General features: G+C 41.6%; 25 protein-coding genes and 6 riboswitches. Of the genes, 17 read left to right on the top strand and 8 right to left on the bottom strand.

Annotated elements, in window-relative coordinates; all coding sequences use genetic code 11:
• Positions 1–53: 53 nt before the first annotated feature.
• Both AC3ISE_RS19490 and AC3ISE_RS19485 read right to left on the bottom strand, forming a co-directional pair.
• Positions 54–788 (bottom strand): AAA family ATPase, encoded by a 735-nt coding sequence (locus tag AC3ISE_RS19490; RefSeq protein WP_489222240.1) that lies wholly within the window; start codon positions 786–788, stop codon positions 54–56.
• 50 nt (positions 789–838) lie between these two features.
• A complete protein-coding gene (locus AC3ISE_RS19485) occupies positions 839–1609 on the bottom strand; it encodes an alpha/beta hydrolase (RefSeq protein ID WP_489222239.1) in 771 nt (256 codons plus the stop codon).
• Positions 1610–1680: 71 nt separating this feature from the next.
• Positions 1681–1787: riboswitch (SAM riboswitch) on the bottom strand.
• Between the two features lie 145 nt (positions 1788–1932).
• On the opposite strand from AC3ISE_RS19485, the gene AC3ISE_RS19480 reads away from it, so the two are divergent.
• The 4 genes from AC3ISE_RS19480 (at position 1933) to AC3ISE_RS19465 (ending at position 5324) form a co-directional block, all read left to right on the top strand.
• Complete coding sequence (locus AC3ISE_RS19480) at positions 1933–2349, top strand: DUF4395 domain-containing protein (RefSeq protein WP_489222238.1); 417 nt, start codon at positions 1933–1935, stop codon at positions 2347–2349.
• Between the two features lie 73 nt (positions 2350–2422).
• A riboswitch (SAM riboswitch) is annotated at positions 2423–2530 on the top strand.
• 82 nt (positions 2531–2612) lie between these two features.
• Positions 2613–2719: riboswitch (SAM riboswitch) on the top strand.
• A gap of 89 nt (positions 2720–2808) precedes the next feature.
• The gene (locus AC3ISE_RS19475) at positions 2809–3840 is read left to right on the top strand and encodes a methionine ABC transporter ATP-binding protein (protein ID WP_489222237.1); all 1032 of its coding nucleotides are present in this window, start codon (positions 2809–2811) and stop codon (positions 3838–3840) included.
• Positions 3830–4480, top strand: a complete 651-nt coding sequence (locus AC3ISE_RS19470) for a methionine ABC transporter permease (RefSeq protein ID WP_489222236.1) — start codon at positions 3830–3832, stop codon at positions 4478–4480. Before AC3ISE_RS19475 ends, AC3ISE_RS19470 begins: the two co-directional genes overlap by 11 nt.
• A gap of 13 nt (positions 4481–4493) precedes the next feature.
• The gene (locus AC3ISE_RS19465; protein WP_489222235.1) at positions 4494–5324 is read left to right on the top strand and encodes a MetQ/NlpA family ABC transporter substrate-binding protein; all 831 of its coding nucleotides are present in this window, start codon (positions 4494–4496) and stop codon (positions 5322–5324) included.
• A gap of 425 nt (positions 5325–5749) precedes the next feature.
• Here AC3ISE_RS19465 and AC3ISE_RS19460 read toward each other — a convergent pair whose 3' ends face one another.
• On the bottom strand, positions 5750–6604 hold the full coding sequence (locus tag AC3ISE_RS19460; RefSeq protein ID WP_489222234.1) for an oxidoreductase: 855 nt from the start codon (positions 6602–6604) through the stop codon (positions 5750–5752).
• Positions 6605–6759: 155 nt separating this feature from the next.
• Here AC3ISE_RS19460 and AC3ISE_RS19455 point away from each other — a divergent pair, with 155 nt between their 5' ends.
• From AC3ISE_RS19455 to AC3ISE_RS19435, 5 genes are all read left to right on the top strand, one after another.
• Positions 6760–7656: an aldo/keto reductase gene (locus AC3ISE_RS19455; RefSeq protein ID WP_489222233.1), complete on the top strand. Its 897-nt coding sequence runs from the start codon at positions 6760–6762 to the stop codon at positions 7654–7656.
• 111 nt (positions 7657–7767) lie between these two features.
• A complete protein-coding gene (locus AC3ISE_RS19450; RefSeq protein WP_489222232.1) occupies positions 7768–8274 on the top strand; it encodes an RNA polymerase sigma factor in 507 nt (168 codons plus the stop codon).
• Positions 8264–8827 carry a hypothetical protein gene (locus tag AC3ISE_RS19445; RefSeq protein WP_489222231.1) on the top strand — a complete coding sequence of 188 codons (564 nt, stop codon included), beginning with the start codon at positions 8264–8266 and terminating at the stop codon, positions 8825–8827. The genes AC3ISE_RS19450 and AC3ISE_RS19445 overlap by 11 nt, the downstream gene beginning before the upstream one ends.
• Positions 8828–8877: 50 nt before the next feature.
• Entirely contained in the window at positions 8878–9339 is a 462-nt protein-coding gene (locus AC3ISE_RS19440) for a MarR family winged helix-turn-helix transcriptional regulator (protein WP_489222230.1), read from the top strand.
• A 252-nt stretch (positions 9340–9591) separates the two neighbouring features.
• Positions 9592–10110, top strand: a complete 519-nt coding sequence (locus AC3ISE_RS19435) for an NAD(P)H-dependent oxidoreductase (RefSeq protein ID WP_489222229.1) — start codon at positions 9592–9594, stop codon at positions 10108–10110.
• 227 nt (positions 10111–10337) lie between these two features.
• Here the strand turns inward: AC3ISE_RS19435 and AC3ISE_RS19430 are convergent, their stop codons facing one another.
• The 4 genes from AC3ISE_RS19430 to AC3ISE_RS19415 are packed head-to-tail and all read right to left on the bottom strand — an operon-like array spanning position 10338 to position 12489.
• Positions 10338–11246 (bottom strand): EamA family transporter, encoded by a 909-nt coding sequence (locus AC3ISE_RS19430; protein WP_489222228.1) that lies wholly within the window; start codon positions 11244–11246, stop codon positions 10338–10340.
• Between the two features lie 12 nt (positions 11247–11258).
• A complete protein-coding gene (locus tag AC3ISE_RS19425; protein ID WP_489222227.1) occupies positions 11259–11573 on the bottom strand; it encodes a DMT family transporter in 315 nt (104 codons plus the stop codon).
• Positions 11573–11911 (bottom strand): DMT family transporter, encoded by a 339-nt coding sequence (locus AC3ISE_RS19420; protein ID WP_489222226.1) that lies wholly within the window; start codon positions 11909–11911, stop codon positions 11573–11575. Before AC3ISE_RS19420 ends, AC3ISE_RS19425 begins: the two co-directional genes overlap by 1 nt.
• Positions 11908–12489 (bottom strand): TetR/AcrR family transcriptional regulator, encoded by a 582-nt coding sequence (locus tag AC3ISE_RS19415; protein WP_489222225.1) that lies wholly within the window; start codon positions 12487–12489, stop codon positions 11908–11910. Before AC3ISE_RS19415 ends, AC3ISE_RS19420 begins: the two co-directional genes overlap by 4 nt.
• Before the next feature lie 182 nt (positions 12490–12671).
• Between AC3ISE_RS19415 and AC3ISE_RS19410 the strand changes: the two genes are divergently transcribed.
• Positions 12672–13850: a D-alanyl-D-alanine carboxypeptidase family protein gene (locus tag AC3ISE_RS19410; RefSeq protein ID WP_489222224.1), complete on the top strand. Its 1179-nt coding sequence runs from the start codon at positions 12672–12674 to the stop codon at positions 13848–13850.
• A 122-nt stretch (positions 13851–13972) separates the two neighbouring features.
• Here AC3ISE_RS19410 and bcaP read toward each other — a convergent pair whose 3' ends face one another.
• Positions 13973–15358, bottom strand: coding sequence for a branched-chain amino acid transporter BcaP (gene bcaP, locus AC3ISE_RS19405; protein ID WP_489222223.1), 1386 nt, complete (start codon positions 15356–15358; stop codon positions 13973–13975).
• 371 nt (positions 15359–15729) lie between these two features.
• A riboswitch (cyclic di-AMP (ydaO/yuaA leader) is annotated at positions 15730–15880 on the top strand.
• Positions 15881–15910: 30 nt separating this feature from the next.
• Positions 15911–16062: riboswitch (cyclic di-AMP (ydaO/yuaA leader) on the top strand.
• Positions 16063–16142: 80 nt separating this feature from the next.
• Positions 16143–16291: riboswitch (cyclic di-AMP (ydaO/yuaA leader) on the top strand.
• Positions 16292–16395: 104 nt separating this feature from the next.
• Here bcaP and AC3ISE_RS19400 point away from each other — a divergent pair.
• From AC3ISE_RS19400 to kdpDN, 7 genes are all read left to right on the top strand, one after another.
• Positions 16396–16779, top strand: a complete 384-nt coding sequence (locus AC3ISE_RS19400; protein ID WP_489222222.1) for a hypothetical protein — start codon at positions 16396–16398, stop codon at positions 16777–16779.
• Between the two features lie 17 nt (positions 16780–16796).
• A complete protein-coding gene (locus AC3ISE_RS19395; protein ID WP_133312534.1) occupies positions 16797–16904 on the top strand; it encodes a hypothetical protein in 108 nt (35 codons plus the stop codon).
• Positions 16901–16981 (top strand): potassium-transporting ATPase subunit F, encoded by an 81-nt coding sequence (locus AC3ISE_RS19390; protein ID WP_070874812.1) that lies wholly within the window; start codon positions 16901–16903, stop codon positions 16979–16981. Before AC3ISE_RS19395 ends, AC3ISE_RS19390 begins: the two co-directional genes overlap by 4 nt.
• Before the next feature lie 33 nt (positions 16982–17014).
• The gene (gene kdpA / locus AC3ISE_RS19385) at positions 17015–18676 is read left to right on the top strand and encodes a potassium-transporting ATPase subunit KdpA (RefSeq protein ID WP_489224391.1); all 1662 of its coding nucleotides are present in this window, start codon (positions 17015–17017) and stop codon (positions 18674–18676) included.
• 93 nt (positions 18677–18769) lie between these two features.
• Complete coding sequence (gene kdpB / locus AC3ISE_RS19380; RefSeq protein WP_489224390.1) at positions 18770–20821, top strand: potassium-transporting ATPase subunit KdpB; 2052 nt, start codon at positions 18770–18772, stop codon at positions 20819–20821.
• A 21-nt stretch (positions 20822–20842) separates the two neighbouring features.
• On the top strand, positions 20843–21427 hold the full coding sequence (gene kdpC / locus AC3ISE_RS19375; protein WP_489222221.1) for a potassium-transporting ATPase subunit KdpC: 585 nt from the start codon (positions 20843–20845) through the stop codon (positions 21425–21427).
• Positions 21428–21487: 60 nt separating this feature from the next.
• On the top strand, positions 21488–22639 hold the full coding sequence (kdpDN, locus tag AC3ISE_RS19370) for a KdpD-like non-kinase potassium sensor (protein WP_489222220.1): 1152 nt from the start codon (positions 21488–21490) through the stop codon (positions 22637–22639).
• Positions 22640–22647: the final 8 nt, after the last annotated feature.

Below are 22647 nucleotides of genomic sequence, written 5' to 3'. Positions count from 1 at the left end.
CACCTTTATTTACAGACCATTCATGTCCTGTTTGAAGCTCAAGAGGTCATTGTTTATTCTTCCTTAAAAAGCTCCTCCAAAAACCGGTCCCGATTCTCCAAAAAATACTTTGTAATCTGATAATGATCTGTGTCCGTATAATCGATTTCGGCAATGCGGTGCGAATCAAAGCTTACTATATTTGCACCGGGAAATCCAAGCAAGATAGGAGAATGTGTGGCAATAATGAATTGTGTGTCACCATCTTTTGTTAAATCATGAATGATGCGCAGCAGGGTCAGCTGTCTTGACGGGGAAAGAGCGGCCTCCGGCTCATCCAGTAAATAGACGGCTTTTTTGCCAAAGCGATTGAGAAAAAGAGATAAAAAGGATTCGCCATGTGATTGATGATGGAGCGATTTTCCGCCATATGATCCAAATACATTACCCGATAACGGGTCTTCATTCAGTTCTTCCAGATAGGATGCAAACTGATAAAAGGACTCGGCTCTCAGGAAAAAGCCATTTTTGATTTTTGGCATCCAGGCAAGCCTGATATACTTCCCTAAATCAGATTGAGAGCTCCTCGTTTCATAAAGATGATGGGTGCCGCCGGCTGTATTGAACCCGCACTGATAAGCAATAGCCTCCATCAATGTCGATTTGCCGGACCCATTTTCACCGACAAAAAAAGTAACAGGGCTTTTAATCTTCAGTTCATCCATGTTTGAAATGGCCGGAATGGAAAAAGGATATGTTTCAAACGAAGGAATCTCTTCTTTTTTTAATTTGATTGATTTTAAGAACATGTTTATCACCTGCTTTTAGTTTAGCAGGAATGTCCGTTTAAAGTCATAATTTAAACGGACATTTTATAAATTGGATGACAGCATAAACGAATGTAGTCCGCTGTTTTATCGGCAATGATCTCTTTATCGTAATCCATGGAAGCAACATGATAGGAGTTATCTAGACTGATGATTTGTTTCATAGTTGATGAGACTTTTTCATAAAGGGTATCGGAGCTGTCCGGAGGGACGACGTGATCTTCTTCGGATTTAAAGATGAGCGCCGGACATGAGACATTTGAAAGCTTTGGTTTTACAGATTTTATCAGGTTAAGGAGATTGTGGACGGCTGTAATCGGAACAGCTGAGTATGTGATTTCTTCAATTCCTTCTGCCTTTATATCCGGTTTTCCTTCGGGGATGTACCTTGGTTCTGACTGATTTTCAAAAGACTCGTATCCAGGCACGCGTAAAGCTGCGTTGATTGTAATCACACCGCTGATTTCTTTATATTTTGCAGCCAAATGCACAGCGAGGATTCCGCCCATTGATTGACCTGCAATAAATACGATGCGGCAGATTTTTTTTAGCTTTAAATAAGCCTGTTCAACGTCTTTGATCCAATCTGTATAACAGCAGGCTTCAAGCTCGAGAATATTAGTCCCGTGACCTTTTAGCCGCGGGGCAAGGACGGTAAAGCCTTTGTCTGCAAGCAGCTTTCCGAGCTCCCCCACACTTTGCGGTGTTCCGACAAAGCCATGGCAAAGCAGAATGCCAATCTCATTTCCTTTATAAAAAAAGCTCTCAGCACCGGGCAATACAGCGTGATTTATTTTAGTCATTTTCCGTTCCTCCAATTCAACAATAATAGAAGAAAAGCCCTATCTTTCACTGGCAATAAAGAGAGGGCTTTTCTTTATCAACCAAAGCGGATAGCTTTGCTGGTGGGAGCACCTTTCCGTTTGCCGGTGGTTGCTGTGAAGTCGGGGAGCCAGATCTCTCGTTCACTCTTGATAATTTATTTAATTCTGATTGGTTTAGTTGGTTTTAATGATCGTATCATGATCAGCTTTTAACTGTCAATAGATTCCTGAAGCATTTGTCTTCACAAAAGACAAAAACTGGAGTAAAATACTTATATTCCAATCAGACAGGTGGGATTTAAATGAACGCCATTCCTAAACCTCTTGTATTAACGAATCAATGGTTTATTGTTTTATCTGTTGCAGCCGCTTGGATTACAGGATTTGGCTGGTTTCTTCTTATACCTCTAATAGCAGGATTAATGGGACTTCTTTTTAAATTTAATCCTATTATGAAGACGGCAAAGCTCTTTTTGAGAAAAAAGCCTTCAGAATATATACCAGAGGATTTTGACCAGCAGCAGTTTAATCAGCTTATTGCAGTGATCTGTCTTAGCCTTGGTTTTCTTGGATATATGATGAACTGGATGACTCTGGCATATATCTTTACCGTTATGGTCGCGCTTGCTGCATTTGTTGCCATTTTGGGCTTTTGTGTGGGCTGCTTTATTCGTTTTCAGTGGCAGCAATATCGATACCGCAGGCTTTCTAAGCAGTGATAATTTTTCTGAAAAAGTGTTGACTTTCTGAAAATACCAGCGTAAAGTAGGACTCACATCGAAAATATGAAACTTCTTATCACGAGAGGTGGAGGGATTTGGCCCTTTGAAACCTCGGCAGCAGACTCCCATGAGAACTGTGCCAACTCCAACAAGCGTGATTTCGCTTGAGAGATAAGAAGAGTGAACGGTCTTTTACCTATGATCTTACCCTCTTCTTGGCTTTCAGGAAGAGGTTTTTTGTTTTCAAAAAATTAATAGATTTCTTATCCAGAGAAGCGGAGGGACTGGCCTGATGATGCTTCGGCAGCGGACTTTTCTAAAAAGTACTGTGCCAATTCCAGCAGGCGAGAAGCCTGGGAGATAAGAAGAGACCTAGTGATTCTTTATGAAGTCATGCCCTCTTCTTGTCGGATAGAAGAGGGTTTTTTTATTTTAAAAATTGCGGGAGGCATACATATGATTCAATTTGAAGGCGTCACAAAGGTTTATAACAGCGGAGGTAATGAAGTGAGAGCACTTGACGGCATTGACCTTCATGTTAAACAAGGGGAAATTTGCGGAGTGATCGGATTCAGCGGAGCCGGTAAAAGCACACTGATCCGCACAGTGAATTTGCTTGAGCGTCCAAGCTCTGGGAAAATCATTGTCGATAATCTTGATTTAACAGCTCTTTCCCAAAAGGAAGTAAGGCAGGTTAAGCGCAAAATCGGCATGGTCTTTCAGCATTTCAATCTGCTGAATTCCAAAACGGTATTCGCCAATGTTGCGATGCCGCTTCTTCTTGCAAAAACCTCTCAAAAAGTAATCAAAGAAAGAGTAACAGAATTATTGTCATTTGTAGGTTTAGAGGATAAAGCGAACCAATATCCTGACCAATTATCAGGCGGTCAAAAGCAGCGTGTCGGAATAGCCAGAGCACTTGCAACACAGCCTTCTATTCTATTGTGCGATGAAGCAACGTCCGCACTTGATCCTCAAACAACAGGCTCCATTCTGAAGCTTTTGAAGAAGATTAATCAGGAATACAACATAACGATTTTAATGATCACCCATGAGATGTCCGTCATCAGGGAGGTTTGCGACAGGGTGGCCGTGATCGAGGGCGGAAAAATTATCGAATCAGGTTCAGTCTTCGATGTTTTCTCAAATCCGCAAACAAAAACAGCTTCGAATTTTGTCAGCTCGGTTCTGAACGATTCCATCCCGGAATCTGTGCTGAAATTAGTGCAGGAGGAGAATGCTCCGGGACAGATTTTCAAAATTAACTTTGTCGGCAAATCTTCAGGACAGCCGCTGCTATCTCAGATTGCAAAACGGTTTGATCTTGATATCAATGTTTTATTTGGAAACATCACAGAGCTTCAGGGCATCCCGTTCGGTCATTTGATTGTTGAACTTCAGGGAACGGAAAGTGAAATTAAACGGGCTTTATTAGTGATGAATCAGGAAAATGTCACAGTGAAAGAGGTGGAAGCACATGCTAGTTGATTCACAGCAAATTATTGATGCACTGATAGAAACACTTGCGATGACAGGTTTTTCATTGCTTTTCTCAACCTTGATCGGACTGCCGCTTGGTGTGCTGCTGGTCATCACAAGAAAAGGTCACCTATGGGAGAATGCCATTATTTTTAATATCTTGAACGGCGTCGTCAATATCTTCCGTTCTGTACCCTTTATCATTTTAATGGTCGCAATTGTTCCTCTTACCAGATTAATTGTAGGAACTTCAATTGGGACAGCAGCAGCTGTAGTACCGCTTGTCTTTTATGCAGGTCCATATATTGCGAGATTGATTGAAAACTCATTATTAGAAGTGGATCCAGGGGTCATCGAGGCAGCAGAAGCTATGGGAGCAACACCAGCGCAAATCATCTTTAAATTTATCGTTCCGGAAGCATTAAGCTCGCTTGTTTTAAGCCTTACAATCGCTACAGTCGGTCTTGTCGGAGCATCAGCGATGGCAGGTGCTGTCGGCGGAGGAGGACTCGGGGATCTCGCCATTACATACGGCTATCAGCGCTTTGATACGGCGGTCATGATCATTACTGTTACAATCCTTGTTGTGCTCGTTCAGGGACTTCAGTCATCAGGTAACTTATTATCTAAAAAAATCAGAAGACGATAGGGAGAGAAACAGGATGAAAAAATTTATAATCTTAGCACTAATTCTAGTATTGGGAGCTCTTGCTGCGGGCTGCGGAAACAAAACAGCAAACGGAAAAGAAGAAGTAAATGTCAAAATTGGCGTTAGCGGATCAGATAACCGCATTTGGGATTTTGTTGCAAAGAAAGCTGAAAAAGAGGGCATCAATATTGAGATCGTCACATTCTCAGATTACGTACAGCCAAATCTGGCACTATCAGAAGGTGAGCTTGATGCAAATGCATTCCAGACTATCTCTTATTTTAACGCATTCAAAAAAGAACACGATCTTGATCTTTCACCGATTGGTACAACTGTCATCGCGCCGCTTGGGCTTTACTCTGAAAAATATAAATCAGTTAAAGACATTCCAGAAGGCGGAAAAATTGCCGTGCCAAACGAAGCAACAAATATGGGCAGAGCGTTCCTTCTGCTTCAGGATGCAGGCTTAATTGAATTGCCTGAGGACTTTGATGGAAATGGTTCATTGGACAAAATCGTCTCAAATCCAAAAAACCTAGAAATTGTCCCTGTTGTTGCAGGCCAGACACCGCGTGTGCTTCCTGACGTAGCGGGATCAATCATTAATAACGGTATTGCTGTGGATGCAGGCTTTAGCCCAGTGAAGGACTCCATTTTCCATGAAGATGAAACGGCTACTCCATATATCAACATTATTGCAGCACGTACAGAAGATAAAGATCGCAAAGAATTGAAGAGAATTGTTGAACTATATCAAGAAGAAGATACTGCAAAATTTATTGAAAAAGAATATGACGGAAGCACGATTCCTACATTTGTGCCTCTAAGCAAAATTGGAGAATGAAATTAAGAATTATATGCAATAAAGGAGTGGAACAGTAAAGAGACTGGGACGTAACGATCCTCTCCTGAATGAAAGCCGAACATTGAATAGTGCGAAAACCTTTAAAAGAAAGGGCTATTTTCCCATAAATTGTTGTTTTTCATGATAAATAATGTCCGTTCCTTTCCGCTCCAGGAACTTGCTTTCCGCGGGGAGCATGGGAGCCTCCTCGGCGTTGCCTGTGGGGTCTCCCATTTTGCTCTATTTCCCGCAGGAGTCAAGTTCCTTCCGCTGCAATCCACTTAAGGTTTCTAACATTTAGTACTGTAGCAACAATATTTATGAAAAGAGCCAAAGAAAAAAATCCGAACTAAAACGAAATTCAAATTGGAATTTCACATAATAGTTTGGATTTTTCTTTGGCTGAAAACCATTTGTCCCAGCCCCTATTTCTTATTGGGCAGCAGTTTCCCAATAATAATCGCTTCCCAAACGCTCCACGGCAGAACTCTTTTTAAGAAAAGAGACAGACGAACCCCTTTCCCAACTATGTATCTCAATTTAACAACCGTCTTTTTTTCACAAAGTTTTACTATGAGTTCAACAACTTCGGCTGGATTTCCAAGCTTTTCTCTTCCCAGTTCAAGTTCATTTTCTATTCCAATCATATATTGATAATAAGGAGAACTTGCATCCATTGAAACAGGCGACACTTTCTTGCCTGTTGTCCAAATATTTGTAGAAAAAGACCCGGGCTCAACCAAAATGACATCAATTCCGAACGGCTTTACTTCTAGGCGAAGACTTTCACTGAAGCCTTCAAGTGCATGTTTTGACGAAACATACGGAGACAATCCAGGAAAACCAATCAATCCGCTGATGCTGCTCATATTAATGATCTTGCCGCTTCGCTGTGACCGCATAAAAGGAAGAACAGCTTGTGTAACGGCAATCACGCCAAAAAAATTCGTCTCAAATTGCTCTCGGTACTCATCCACAGTTATTTCCTCGCCGAAGCCTCCATATGCATATCCAGCGTTATTAATAAGAATGTCTATTTTGCCTCTTTCATTCAAAAATTGGGTAAGCGCCTGAATGGAGTCAGCGGACGTGACATCAAGCTTAAGCAGAGTCACACGGTCGCTCAAGCCATCATCCTCAATCGATTTCATCAGCAAATCCTTCTTTCCCATGTTCCTCATTGTTGCAATCACATCATATCCGGCCTTTGCAAGTCTCTGTGCAGCAAGCATGCCAAACCCGCTTGAAGCCCCGGTGATAAGCACGGTCTTTTTGGACATCCATTTCTCCTCCGTATCTTATATTCTTTCCTTTATTATAGATGCTTTCATCGAAAAGCGGGCGTAAGAGATTTCTAGATTCAAGGTGAATCTTTCGTATAATTATCAGAATTATTATAAAATTAAAGCGCAGACATGCAGAAAGGAATGATGATATGGAACGGCGCGCTTTCGGTAAAACAGATATGAATGTAAGTGTTCTAGGTTTTGGAGCAGCAGAAATAGGCTTTTCAGAAGCAACGCCTGAAACAGTCGACCGTCTGCTTGGCACCGCTCTTGATGCAGGTTTGAATGTCATAGACACGGCAGAATGCTATAACATCAGCGAAGAATTAATCGGCAGCACCATGTCTCATAGAAGAGACGATTATTATTTATTTACAAAATGCGGACATACATCGGGTTTAAACGGTGATGACTGGGATCCTGCCATGCTTGAACAATCGATTGACCGCAGCTTGAAAAGGCTGAAAACGGACTATGTGGATACCATTCATCTCCATAGCTGTTCTGAGGAAGTCCTGCGCAAAGGGGATGTTATTGACGTTTTAAGGCGGGCAAAGGAAAAAGGAAAAACCCGGTACATTGGCTACAGCGGAGATCATACAGATGCCCTTTACGCCATAAAAACCGGGGCGTTTGATACATTTGAAACGTCTGTAAGCATAGCTGATCAGGAAGCAATTGATCTCACCATTCCAGAGGCTTTGAAAAGGGAAATGGGCATTATTGCAAAACGGCCGATTGCCAATGTCGCCTGGAACTATCAAGAGAAGCCTGAGAATGGCTACTATCAGGAATATTGGGAAAGGTTTCATAAGCTGGAATATAGCTTTCTGGAGGGGAATCTGACAGAAGCTGTTGAAAAAGCTCTTCGTTTTACTTTGACCGTTCCCGGTGTCCATACGGCCATCGTCGGGACAGCGAAGCCAGACAGATGGACCCAGAATGCCAAACTCGCGAGCAAGGGAAATCTTACTGAAAAAGAGTACAAAGAAATAAGGTCTCTCTTCCAAAAAGCAGCCCAGTCTGATTGGGTTGGACAAGTTTAGTGAATTTCGTTGAAAAATTCAGTCTGAAAAGACTGAATTTTTTTAATTTAAGTGAGAGAATGAAAATAAATAGACGTCTAATTAGGTAAAGAGTCCAAACGGGGTGGATAAATGAACGAACATCACAGGGAAATCGAGCGGATGTTTAAGCTGTTCGGAGATGATCTGTATCACTTCCTTGTTTACTACAAAGGAACTCATGATGTGGAAGATGATGTCCAAGAAGTGTTCTTCAGGGCTTTAAAAAGCAATTTTCGCGGGGATTCTCATCCGAAAACATGGCTGATTGGCATTGCCAGAAAACTTGTCATCGATCAGCGCCGCAAGAAACGGTTTCTTTCTTGGCTGCCAAAACCCGAGCTGCCGAAAAGTCCTGATGACATTCTGATAGAACATGAAAACATAAGGGAAGCCTGCAAAGCAATCGATGCACTGAAAACAGAATACCGAGATGTAGTCATGCTGAGAGTGATCTCTGAGCTTTCTGTGGAAGAAACGTCAGAAGTTCTCGGCTGGACAAGGGAAAAAGTCAGCCGCACGTATTACAGGGCAATGAAGAAACTAAATCAGAATGGACAGGATGCTATTAAGAAAGGAGGGGCTGAACTTGAATCCTGAAAATCTTCAGTTTCCGAAAAAAACGTTATCTCCCGAACAGCGCGAGAGAATCAGCAAGGCCCTTTCCAAGAATCGGCCAGGAGTTTCCCTTGCCGTGATGCACAGGGTATTCCAGCTGTCAGTCACATTGTTTCTTTTAATCGGAGTTGGCATCTTTTCTCTCTTTTTTGTAAGTGGTGAAAAAGGGGAGGATGCACGAAATGGGGGAGCGAAATACAGCATACAGCTTCCTGATGGAATCGAAGCAGAGGGAAGCGTAAATACACTGATTTTTAAACAAGGTGAAAGGACTGTAGGAGGCACAGCTCCAACTACACCTGAAGAAAAGCAAAGCCTTGAAAGCGGACCTGGAATCTTTGAAAAAAAAGAAATAAATGACTTAAAGTATCCTGCTGTAAGAATACTCGAGCATGTTAAAACAATGACTGCTATTCAAACCTATCACTATTTCGTTCAGACAGAAGAAAAAACATGGGTAAGAGTTTACTTCCATACACCTTACGTAACTGAAGAACAAGCTGCTGAAGCTATGCGAACGTTTTCAATTGAGTAAGCTGAAGTCAAATACAGTTGACTTCAGCTTTTTTTCATGTTAATTTGTATATGCAAATGAAAAAAGGACTGATGAAAGTGAATGAAGAAGAACAAGTATTAATTCATTGCCTCTATTTTACTGCAAACCGCTTTGCCCGCAATATGACGAAACTTGCTGAACAAGTTTTTAACGTTGGAGATCTTGCTCCTTCTTATTTGTATTTGATCATGACTGTGAAGTTCCATCCGGAAATTACACAAAAAGAACTATGCAAAAAGCTGTCAATTGCACCGTCAACCAGTACTAGATTTATTGATAAGCTTGAGAAGCAGCAGCTTGTGAACCGAAAAGTGAACGGCAAGCAATCATTTATCTCGCTGACAGAAGAAGGAGAAAAAGTGTACACCCAGTTCCGTGATTCTTTAAAGGATCTCTTTGAAGACTATTCTGATGTACTCGGACGCGATTTCAGCTTAAATTTAAGCAAAATGCTTCATGAAGCAAGCAATAAATTAGAGAAAGAAAAATAAAAATTTTTTTAAGTTTTCATTTGCATATACAAATGACTAATGGAGGTAAAGAGATAGAATCCGCAGTTTAGCAGACAGTCTTCATTAGGAATTACAGCCGAAAGGTGTTTATGCAGGTACCTTAACAAGCAAAGGGTTTGTTGAGATGCATTTTTGAGATGTGATTTCAAAAGAAGTTATTTATGAAGAGAAAATATAAAAAAATTTAACCTGATATTTGTATATATATAAACGAAAAGAGGAGAATTTAATATGAAAACATTAGTTATAGCAGCTCACCCAAATCTTGAAAATTCAGCAGTAAACAAAACGTGGATGGAAAGACTCCGCAGAGAAAGTGATGTAACGGTTCATGATCTTTATCATGAATACCCAGACTTTAAGGTAAATGTTGAACGTGAACAGAAAATGTTATTGGAGCACGACAGAATCGTTTTTCAATTTCCGTTCTACTGGTACAGCAGCCCGTCTTTACTAAAAGAATGGCAGGATACCGTGCTTTCATATGGATGGGCGTATGGTTCTGAAGGAACGAAGCTTCACGGCAAAGAGTTTGTTTTAGCCATGTCCACTGGAGGGCCGGAAGCGGCCTATCAAGCAGGAGGCTACAACGAGTACAGCATGAGTGAATTGACCAAGCCATTTCAGGCAATGGCTAACCTGACAGGGATGCGTTTTCTCCCTGCATTTATCACGCACGGTGTTCGTTTTCTGACTCAGGAACAATTAAATGAAACTGCTGAAAAGCTGGTTTCTCATCTTAAAGCGTAAAGAAAAAAAGAGGGGATTGTCCAATAAGTCTCTAAAATGAAGCAGGCAGGAAAAACAAAAGTTATTTCCTGCCTGCTTTTTCTGTAGGCTCTTTTCCTAAACTTTGTTGTTTTAGATTACATGTTAAAAATCTTGAATGGAGCGGAAAGGAACGGACAACATTTATAATCGAAAACAACCATTTTATGCGAAAACAGACTTTCTGAACAGCCCCCACTTTTTTACTCTCACGAAGAAATGCTATCCTTCTCAGGCTGCTTAAGTTTTAAAAAGTGATAAAGCTGAGGTGTTACAATTCCAACAAGGATCATGCCGATGCCGGCTGTCTGTAAAAGTGTAACTTGCTCTTTTAAGATAAGTATAGAGCAGAGAATGGCCGTCGGCAGTTCAGCTGCGCCTAAAATCGTTGCAATGCCTGAACCAATTTTGGGTGTTCCAATTGAAAACAAGACAACGGGTATGAATACGCCAAAAAAGCCCAGCAGCAATGCATACACCCATAATCCTGACTGCATGGAGCCATTAGTCAGAAAATCAGGTGAAAAGGTGATTATTAAAAAGAGTGCAGCACCCAATGACATAAACAAACTCCGGTTTAAAGACGGCAATTCGGCAGCCACTCTTCCGCTTGCAAAAATAAACAGTGAAAAGGAAACAGCCGATAATAGTCCCCAGATGATTCCGGGATCACTGAAACTAAAAGCATTTTGGCCAAAGATGTTTCCCGCCAAAAATGTGCCTATTAAAAGAATGCATGCAGCAAGCACCTTATCAGGACCCGGCAGCTTTTTCACAGCGATTGCCTCAATGACAATCCCAATCCAAGTAAATTGAAATAATAGGATAATGGCAATAGATGCGGGAACCGTCTCAAGAGATTTTCCGTAAAAAATACCAGTCAAACTGGTAGTGGTTCCTGTAATCATTAAGACAAGCGCCTGCTTTAAAGGGATTTTTTTTCTTGAGAAAAAGGTCACACAGATCAAAAACATGAAAAAACCGAACAAATATTGGCTTCCAATCACTTCGTTCACTGTAAATCCGTGCATGTAGGCAATTTTAATGATGGTAGAAATAACGCCGTAGCTGCATGCGCCGACCAGAACAAGAAATGAATATTTAACTAAATGGCTCACAATGAAAACTCCTTATGAAACAAGCTTCAATCCAACTGTAGCTGAGATGATCATGCTGATAAAAAGGATTCTTTTCCAGCTGCTTGAATCTCCGTAAAATAAAATGCCTACAAGTGCGCTGCCTGCAGATCCAATTCCTGTCCAGACAGAATATGCGGTTCCAAGCGAAATGGTCTGCAGAGATTGATTTAATAGAAGAAAGCTGAATGAAAAGCCTGCAATCATGATCAGCAAGGGAACGATTCCTTTAGAATCTTTCATTTTGTTGATTCCGATGACTCCGACAACTTCAGATAGGCCTGCTGCTATCAGTAAAATCCAGTCCATCAGTTCGCAGCCTCCTCTTTTTTATCATCAGACAATGTTTTTAGTCCAATGACACCGCCAACTAAGACGATGATTAAAAGTATTTTGATAAGCTGAAATGGCTCGTTAAAAAAGAGAATTTCTGAAATAACGGTTCCTGCAGCGCCAAGTCCTGTAAAGACTGCGTAAACTGTACTCACGGGCAGTCTTTTAGTTGCACTGATCAGCAAATAAAAACTGACACATATTGTAATAATGGTAATAAGCCATTCATACCAAATGTCTGAGTATTTTAATCCCGCCACCCAGATCACTTCGATGAATCCGGCTAAAAAAACGTTTATCCAGTCGCGATTCATGATGTTCTTCCTTTCTGAGAGATAATCCCGTTCCAGTAAACACTAAAACACCCATCTAATCTCTTTTTAAATCGTTCTGCGCCGCCGTAAAGAATTTCAACCAGAACTGCATCAACCAGTCCCATATAGGCTATCACTGCATCTGATTGCTCTATTGATATAGCTTTTTGATCATTGAAGATGGTTGTAAGCAGCTCTTCAAAAGTATCCAAATAGGTGTACACTTTCTTCATCACTTCATCGTAGAGATGAACTGGCGGCAAAAAACTGATCCTGAGCATGAACTTTGTTTTATCGTCTTTTTCATAGCGGATGATATATTCTGACAGGTAATGATAAAGCGCTTCTTTTAAGGAAACGGAATTAGAGAAAACGAAGTAGTTTTTTATATACTCAATTTCGTTTTCAAGCACCTCAGTCATGACAGTAAGAAAAAGTTCATCCTTGCTCTTGAAATGAGTATAGATGGATTGTTTTTTGATGCCAACTTCATTTGCAATTGCTGCTAAAGATGCACCCTCATATCCATGTGCTGCAAAATTGCGTATAGCAGCTTCTTTAATTTGATCTGATGTCATTTTTTTCACCTTCCTGACGTTCGTCAGTCAATTATAATTCCGGAGATCATGAAAGTCAAATGCAAGAATATACGGCCATTTCTATATCTTGACATTGTCACGCTTTATTCCTTCCTGTTATGCTTGTATATGGATTGAATATAGAATAATAATCTAACAACTATACAGGAGATTTTTTTAAAATGATTAAAGCCACTTTGACCCTAACAGGATGCATGTTTTTATCAGCATTATTTTCATTTAAAGCGTTTGCTGAAGAACTCCCTTTAAAAGAACCAGACATACAAAGTGAATCGGCAGTATTGATTGATGCTGCATCAGGTCAGATTCTCTATTCAAAAGACAGTGATGCCATCATGTACCCTGCAAGTGTAACGAAGATGGCTACAGCTATCTATGCGATTGAAAATGGAAATATGGAAGATATTGTTACGGTCAGCAAAAATGCCAGAAGTGTTGATGGAACAAGGGTTTACCTTGAAGAAGGCGAGCAGGTTCCCATGAAAAAGCTCATCCAGGGCTTGTTGATCAATTCAGGAAATGATGCAGGTGTGGCGATTGCTGAACATATCAGCGGTGATACTGAGACCTTTTCTGCGGAAATGACAGCATTTCTAAAGTCAAAAGCAGGGCTTCAGCACACCAATTTCACCAACCCGCACGGCCTGTTTGATCCTGAACATGTAACGACTGCTGAAGATCTTGCAAAACTGACTCAGTACGCTTCACAAAATGATATATTTAGAGAGATTTTTTCAACAGAAGAATTGAAGTGGGACGGAGAAACATGGGATACAACGCTTCATAATCATCACAAGCTTCTTAAAGTAACACCGTATGAGGGTATGATTGGCGGAAAGAACGGCTATGTAAGCCAATCCGGTTTTACTTTATCCACTCTTGCTGAAAGAGAGAATATCAGTCTGATTGCTATTGTACTAAATGCTAAAACAGACCGTATGTCATATAAAGATACCGTGAAATTAATGGATTTTGGCTTTAATCATTTCACATCTGAATTTATTTCAGAAGGTACAGCCTTTAAAGATCAGAGCGGGCAAAAGTTTACACTGAATGAACCTCTTTATTATGCTAAAAAATTTAATGAAAGCATCACAACAGATGTCGACTTAGATGGACTTCTTGCTGTTGAAGGAGAGGATGGAAGAGAGCTCGCCACTCATAAATTAAAACCTGAAACAGCAGATGCCGGGAACGTGATGAAACAAGCAGTTCCAGATGTAAAACCATCGCTTGGTCAAAGCATGCTGCATGATCACCTGAAATTTATTGTCATGGCTTCTTTTGCAGTTGCTTTTCTTCTTGTCGGCTATTTCTTCAGGCAAGTAAGAAGATCATAAAAAAATCCTTCCTCCAATTACTGGAGAAAGGATTTTTTTATGGCGAAGCAGGCGCAGTGCTGTCTGGCTTCAACTTAAGCACTTTGTTCAGACTGGATCTAACCAAGGTGTTTCTGCTTTTCTTAGCTTGAAAGCTTGCTGTTTTTCCGTGCATAAACAAAGTAAATGATAGTTCCTATTGAGATCCAGATGAAAAATGCTGTCCATGTAATGCCAGGCAGGCTTGTCATCAAGTAAATGCAAAATAATGCACTGATTGCAGGGAAAACGGGCACAAATGGCACCTTGAATGCCCGCTCAAGGTTTGGATGGGTTTTTCTTAAGACGATTACAGCGATAGATATAAGTGTGAACGCAGCCAATGTCCCTAAATTTACAAGGTGGGCAAGTGTTGTTAAATCCACAAATCCTGCAATCGCGGCTGCAACTAAACCAGTAATCCACGTATTTTTAAAAGGTGTTTTAAATGCGGAGTGAACACTTGATAAAACACTTGGAAGCAAACCGTCCCTGCTCATCGCAAACGAAATGCGGACCTGAGCATACATCATCACAAGCAGAACAGTAGTAATCCCTGCTATTGCGCCTACAGATACAAATCCTGCAAGAGTATTTTGTCCGACATAATGCAGGGCAAACGATACGGGATCAGCGACATTGAGCTCAGTATAAGGAACCATACCCGTTAAAATTAAGGATACAGCTATGTAGAGAATCGTACAAACAGTAAGGGAAGCAATAATGCCGATCGGAACGTCACGCTGCGGTCTTTTTACCTCTTCTGCCGCGGTAGCGACTGCATCAAAGCCTATGTAAGCAAAGAAAACTGTTGCAGCGCCAGTTACAATCCCATCAAAGCCAAATGGAACAAACGGGGTCCAGTTAGCAGGCTTTACATACCAGACGCCAGCAATGATGAAGGCGACGATGACAGCAAGCTTAACAAATACCATGATATTGTTAACCCGTGTACTTTCCTTAATTCCTTTTGATAATAGTGCCGTAATTATAAAAATAATTAATACGGCAGGCAAATCAATCAATCCGCCTTTCCCCGCACCCGGTGCAGAGGTAAGGACCTCGGGCAATGCAGTGTCAAATCCTGCAAGCAGTGATTGAAAGTAGGCAGACCAGCCAGTTGCAACAGCAGATGTTGCAAGCAGATATTCAAGCATTAAATCCCAGCCAATCAAAAAGGCAAACAGTTCTCCGAGAGTTGCATATGTGTAAGTATAAACGCTTCCTGAGATTGGAACAGATGAGGCGAATTCGGCATAGCAAAAGGCAGCCAGAGCACATGCAATTCCAGACAATATAAAAGAGAGAATCAGGGCAGGTCCAGCAGCTTCAGCAGCGACCACACCTGTTAAAACGAAGATCCCGGTTCCGACTATGGCTCCGATTCCAAGCAGCGTTAAATCAAAAGCCCCCATCGTTCGATCGAGCGATTTTTGTTCGCTTTGCTTCACCATCTCTGTAATGGATTTCTTTCTGAATAAAGTACTCATAGGACCTCCCGAAAACGAATTTTACTATTTTAAAATAATTATTTTGTTGCCTGTTATTTAACCTCATCATTAGTGTTTACGGATTTTCTGTTCATAATGCAGGGCAGTCATAATGAGTAAAAGATAAAATGCTTAAAATGAAAATGTAATTGAAGATTACTTTGAGAGGACCTCTAAATATACCTAACTATTTTAGTCGTTATATTCATTTTAGAAGAAAAACAGCGAATAAATAAGCTAGGATTTTATTTGGTCACTATTTTGAACATATTTAACAGTTTTTCGTCATATTTGATGATTTTAGCGGTTTTATTGTTCTTTACAACTTAAAATCACAGGCGTAATATTACTCTCATGCAACATTGCTAAGTTATACCAGATCGCTTAATCCAATTTGGAGCGGGGGACCCACATCGGTGTGATTCCGGCACTTGGGGTGAATCGATCGCAGCATGCGAAAGAGGGGCAACTCTTATGCCCTAACCCGGCAGCTAACCTCGTAAGCGTCTTAAGAGAAGGGACGGTGCACAATTAATCGACTTGAAAAATAAAATCCGATAATCGCTTAATCCTTAAATAGGAGCGGGGGACCCAATCTTTTGTGGTGAAAATCACTAGGGGTGAGTCCATTTGAAAAATGGTAGGGCTACTCTCAATTGCCCGAATCCGACAGCTAACCTCGTAAGCGTTCTGAGAGAGGATACCTTTGTGGAGAACACTGGGTCTATGCCTCAGTGTTCTTTTGTATGCTTTTTAAATGTAAATTAATTAAATATTTGTAAAAAAAACCTAATCGCTTAATTTCTTAATGAAATCGGGGGACCCAATCTTTTGTGGTGAAAACCACTAGGGGTGAGTCCATTTGAAAAATGGTAGGGCTACTCTCATAGCCCGAATCCGACAGCTAACCCCGAAAGCGTTGTGAGGGAAAATCAAAATCGCAGTGATACGTCACGTTTCTTTAGTGATGCTAAAAGCCGCGGAAGAGATCCCTCTTCCGCGGCTTTTTTATTGAATCAGAAAAGGCAGGGAACGTCATGGAAGCGATGCTGATTTGCATTCCAAGCTATTCAAGGCTCGGCTGCATGGATGAAATTCTCCCGGATGACTCTTCACTTGCATTTGTAACAGGAGATTACAGTGTGCAGAGGTATTTGAAAAGCAGAGGGTTCAAAACGATTTATTTTATCAGGCAGAATGTTCAGTATCTGCTTATACATGAACCGATCGCAAGAGTGCTTCTGCTGGAAGACAAAATCGCAGAAACGTGTCAGTTAATTGAAATTCTCAAAGCCAGTGTAAGAGCTCCGATTACAGTCATCACTAAAAAAGCCAATTACCCGGCAAAGCTTTATGAACTGCTCGGGGCAAAGCACGTTTTTTATTCGAAACAAGATAATGTGAAATTTCTGATTCAGTAAGAACAGGGGGGAACGACATGTTAGACAGTATGATGTTACTTGCATTTGCTGCCCTTGCATTAGTAATGGCGGGGCTTGTCAAATGGTCGGATGAAATTGTGAAAGAAGGCAGGGGAGAGAAATGATGATCGTCTTGCTTCTCGGCATTGCCGCGATTACCCTTTATTTGCTTTATGCATTGGTAAATCCAGAAAAATTTTAACTTGCGGAGGAAAAGACCTTGAGCGTACTATCCATCATTTCAATCATTGTTACTTTGGCACTTGCCGTGCTGCTGGCAAAGCCGGCGGGACATTATATAGCCCGGGCTTTTACGTACCAATCTACTAAATTGGATGCAGTATTCGGTCCTGTGGAAAAAGCGGTTTATAAGATAAGCGGAATTAAACAGGTAGATCAAAGCTTCAGACAATATGCAACTTCTCTTTTATTTTCAAATATGTTCATGATTTTTATTGTGTATCTAGTGTTTCGTTTTCAAGGAAACCTGCCGCTGAATCCGAGCGGCATGGCAGGGATGGATCCAACCCTTGCTTTTAATACGGCCATCAGTTTTATGACAAATACAAATCTCCAACATTACAGCGGAGAAAGCGGCCTGTCCTATTTATCTCAGATGATTGCTATAACGTTTATGATGTTCGTCGCCCCTGCAACTGCATTTGCGGCTGCAATTGCATTAATAAGAGGTCTCGCAGGAAATCCGCTTGGAAATTTCTTTATTGATCTAATCCGGTCTATCACACGTGTTCTTCTTCCGATTGCTTTTATCGCTGCACTGATCTTCGTTTTTCTTGGGGTACCGCAAACACTCGATTCAAGTGTTACGGCCACAACGGTGGAAGGTGCCGAGCAGACAATCGCAAGAGGACCGGTTGCTTCTCTTTTATCTATTAAGGAAGTTGGAAACAACGGCGGAGGTTTTTTCGGAGTAAACTCAGCCCATCCGTTTGAAAACCCGAATGCGATCAGCAACTTGCTTCAGATCCTCTTGATGCTGCTGATTCCGACAGCCATTCCCTTTACGTATGGAAAGATGGTAGGGAATGCGAAACAGGGAAGAATTTTATTTGCTGCAATGGCGATGATATTTGTGGTGTTTCTAGGTACATCCCTTTATGCAGAATTCCAGGGAAATCCAAGATTAGCTGAAGCCGGCCTTGAGCAGGCATCCGGCAGCATGGAAGGGAAAGAAGTTCGGTTTGGTGCAGATCAATCTACTCTTTATGCCATCGTGACAACCGCTTCTGAAACTGGAGCCGTCAATACGATGCATGATACGCTGTCACCTGTAACTGGGATGCTGGCTTTATCCAATATGCTGCTGAATACGGTGTTTGGCGGTATTGGGGCAGGCTTTATGAACATTATCATGTATGCTATCATAGCCGTTTTCCTGTCGGGGTTAATGGTCGGACGTACTCCGGAATTCCTGGGCAAGAAAATAGAAGGAAAAGAAATGAAGCTGATCGCTGTGACGCTGCTTATCCATCCGTTTTTGATTCTGGCTTCAACAGCCGTTGCTTTGTATACACCGCTTGGTTCGGATGGGATTTCAAATCCAGGGTTTCACGGGCTCTCCCAGGTTCTTTACGAGTACACATCTTCTGCAGCCAATAATGGTTCAGGATTTGAAGGGCTTGGGGATGCAACGCCATTTTGGAATATCTCGACCGGAATTGTCATGTTTGTCGGAAGATACTTTGGGATTATTGCCATGCTTGCAGTAGGAGCTTCTTTGGCCGCTAAAAAGATTGTACCCGAGACAATCGGCACATTCCGTACAGATACTGGACTCTTTGGAACCATTTTTGTAGGAGCTGTCTTTATTGTCGGGGCTTTGACATTCTTCCCGGTATTGGTTCTGGGACCGGTAGCAGAGCTCTTAACTTTATAAACCTAATTGGAGGATCCTGAAATGAGTAAGCCATCTTTAGCAACAGCAGTAAAGACTGCTGAGAGATATGAACTGAACAAAGCTTCTGAACAGATGCAGCCTGATGATGATAACAAAGAAAACAAAAAGCCTGCAGAAAAGGGGCTTATAGTGAACGCCATTAAAGCATCCTTTTTCAAATTAGATCCGCGGGTTATGGTGAAAAATCCAATCATGTTCATTGTCGAAATCGGATTTGCTCTAACACTGCTTCTTACATTTTTCCCTTCTGCTTTTGGTTCAACTGAAGTTAATGTCTGGGTTAATCTGACGGTATCCCTGATTCTTCTGTTTACGGTTCTATTTGCGAATTTCGCAGAAGCACTTGCAGAGGGCCGGGGAATGGCACAGGCGAATTCTCTTAAGAATTCGAAAAAAGAAATGACGGCAAATAAGGTAAAACCTAATGGAGATGTGGAAAAAACAGATTCCGCTTCGCTCCGTAAAGGAGATGTCGTCATCGTTTCGCAGGGTGAATTTATTCCAGGGGACGGAGAGGTCATTTCAGGCCTTGCCTCAGTAGATGAATCAGCCATTACGGGAGAATCTGCACCTGTAATAAAAGAAGCGGGAGGAGACTTCAACTCTGTTACAGGCGGCACAAAGGTTGTCAGCGATCAAATCAAGGTAAGAATTACGAGTGATCCCGGTGAATCATTCCTTGATAAAATGATTGCGCTTGTTGAAGGGGCGCAGCGTCAAAAAACACCGAATGAAATTGCTTTAAATACGGTTTTAACAAGCTTGACTCTTATCTTTATGATTGTGGTTGTCACATTGCCTTTTTATACAAATTATCTCGGCTTTCAACTTGAAATCCCAGTATTGATTGCCTTGCTTGTGTGCTTAATACCGACAACAATCGGCGGCCTTCTGTCAGCGATTGGGATCGCGGGGATGGACCGGGTTACACAATTTAATGTGATTGCCATGTCAGGGAAAGCGGTTGAAGCTGCTGGCGATATTAATACCATCATTTTAGATAAAACAGGAACGATCACGTTTGGGAACAGGATGGCAAGTGAGTTTACTCCAGTCGGAAATCACGCGATGCAGGATCTGGCTCAATGGACGGCCATTAGCTCACTTGAAGATGAAACACCAGAAGGAAGATCTGTTCTTGAACTGCTGAAGAAGAAACAGCTTGTCTTTAATACAGATATCGCAATAGGCGGAACGTTTATCGAATTTAAGGCAGAAACGCGCATGAGCGGAATGGACCTTGCGGATGGGAGTGTTGTCAGAAAAGGGGCGGTAGAAGCCGTAAAGAAATGGGTTCTCTCACAAGGCGGAACCATTCCTTCTAATTTAGACCGGAAAACAGATGAAATATCAAAGGCTGGAGGCACACCTCTTGCTGTAGCCATGAACGATCAGATTTTTGGGCTGATTTACTTGAAAGATACAGTAAAGCCAGGCATGAAAGAGCGTTTTGACAAGCTTCGCAGCATGGGAATCAAGACCGTCATGTGCACAGGCGACAATCCACTTACAGCAGCAACGATTGCTAAAGAAGCAGGCGTTGATGAGTTTATCGCAGAATGCAAGCCTGAGGATAAAATTGAAGTCATTAAGTATGAACAATCACAAGGCAAGCTTGTTGCGATGACGGGCGATGGTACAAATGATGCTCCAGCTCTCGCCCAGGCGGATGTTGGTCTTGCCATGAACAGCGGTACGGCAGCTGCCAAGGAAGCAGCAAATATGGTGGATTTAGATTCAAATCCAACAAAAATTATTGAAGTCGTCTCGATCGGAAAACAGCTGCTGATGACACGGGGGGCTTTGACAACCTTCAGCATTGCCAACGATATCGCGAAATATTTTGCCATCATTCCTGCGATGTTCATGCTTGCCATTCCTGAAATGAACGTGCTGAATATCATGAGACTTGATTCACCGATATCAGCTATTCTTTCAGCACTCATCTTCAACGCGGTCATTATTCCAATTCTGATACCTCTCGCTATGAAAGGCGTCAGCTATAAACCGATGAGTTCGAATGCTTTGCTGAGAAGAAACTTGCTTATATACGGTTTTGGGGGAGTACTGGTTCCTTTCATCGGAATAAAAATCATTGATGCAGTTCTTGCTTTATTTATATAAGAAGAAAAGAGGTTTTTTAAAGTGGAAGAAAAACAATCGATCATCGGTCCGATCATCAGAATGAGCTTATTATTAATGGCAGTCTGCGGGTTGGTTTACCCAGCTGCAGTAACAGGGATTGCCCAAACCATTTCTCCTGCAAAGGCAGATGGAAGCTTAGTATATGATGAGAATCACAATGTGATAGGTTCTGAGCTTATCGGGCAGACCTTTGCAGGAGACAGCTATTTTCATGGAAGAATTTCAAGTATAGACAATAATGGCGCCGGCTCAGGATCCAATAACTATGCACCATCCAATGAAGATATGCTGAAGCGTACGCAGGAATCCATCGAAGAATGGAAGAAAAACAATCCGGAAACGCCAATCAGTGAAGTGCCCAATGATCTGCTGACAAATTCGGGCTCCGGACTGGATCCGCATATAAGCCCAAAAGCGGCATATGCTCAAGTCAATCGAGTTTCAGAAGCAGCAGGAATCAAACAATCAGAGCTTGAAAAACTGATCACGCAGCATGTTCAAGGAAGAGACCTTGGAGTGTTTGGAGAAGAAAGAGTTAACGTTCTTCAACTAAATCTGGACTTAAAAAACATGCTGAATGAATGATGAATGTGCACCTCAGCTGTCATTAAGGCTGAGGTCATTCATCTTTAAAGAGGTGAATCAATGAGTGAAAAACACCCTTATTTCAGACGGAAAACGCCACAGGAGCTGCTTGATGAAATTGCAGACTTGAAAAGGGGGAAGCTGAAACTTTACGTCGGGGCAGCTCCCGGAGTCGGTAAATCGTATAAAATGCTGCAGGATGCCCATGATTTAAAACTCGAAGGCATCGATGTTGTGATAGGGCTGATTGAATGTCACGGCAGAAAAGAAACAGAGGAACTGATTAAAGATATGGAAGTGGTTCCTCTAAAAGAGATGAAGTATAAAGGAAGTATGTTTAGAGAACTGAATGTAGATGCCATCATACAAAGAAAGCCGAAAGTCATTGTGATTGATGAGCTGGCCCATACCAACATTCCGGGATCAAAAAATAAAAAGAGATATATGGATGTAGAAGAAATCTTAAATGCCGGTATTAATGTGCTGTCTGCGGTGAATATCCAGCATTTAGAAAGCGTTCATGACATTGTACAGCAAATAACGGGAGTGGCAGTAAGAGAGAGGATACCGGATTTGTTCGTTCAGGATGCCCATGAAGTTCAGCTGATTGATGTTACTCCCGAAACCCTTCGGAAGCGGCTCGCAGAAGGAAAAATCTATGCCTCAGAAAAAATTGAGCAGAGCCTTACTCATTTTTTTACAGTAACCAATCTATCATCGCTGAGAGAACTTGCCTTGAGAGAAGTAGCAGATGATGTAGACGAAAAGATGGAGCAGATCAGCGGGAATTTGGTGAACGGTCCTATAGGTGTTCATGAAAAAATCTTGGTATGTGTCGGGTATGGGCCATCTGCCGAGAAATTAATCAGAAGAGGGTGGCGGATGGCAAATCGCCTAAAAGCTCAGTTGTTTATTTTGAATGTAACGAAGAATTCCCCTGAGGCGTTTACACAGGAAATACGGGAAAGAACGGAGCAATGGAAAATACTTGCCTCTCAATTTAATGCTGTATTTTTGCTGGAGCAGGAATTCAGCCGCAAACCTGCGCAGGTCATTATTGATATTGCAAAACAGTATCACATAACGCAAATCCTTCTCGGGCAGTCAGCGAGAACAAGGTGGGAAGAAATTAGAAAGGGTTCCATCGTGAATACCATAATGAGAAAGACAGAGAATATTGATATTCACATCGTGTCAGATGGACGATCTTAAAGGAGTTC

The organism is Metabacillus sp. KH_069, assembly GCF_057838075.1.
The sequence above is the reverse complement of the archived record's forward strand: the minus strand, read 5'-3'. Positions and strand labels throughout refer to the sequence as shown.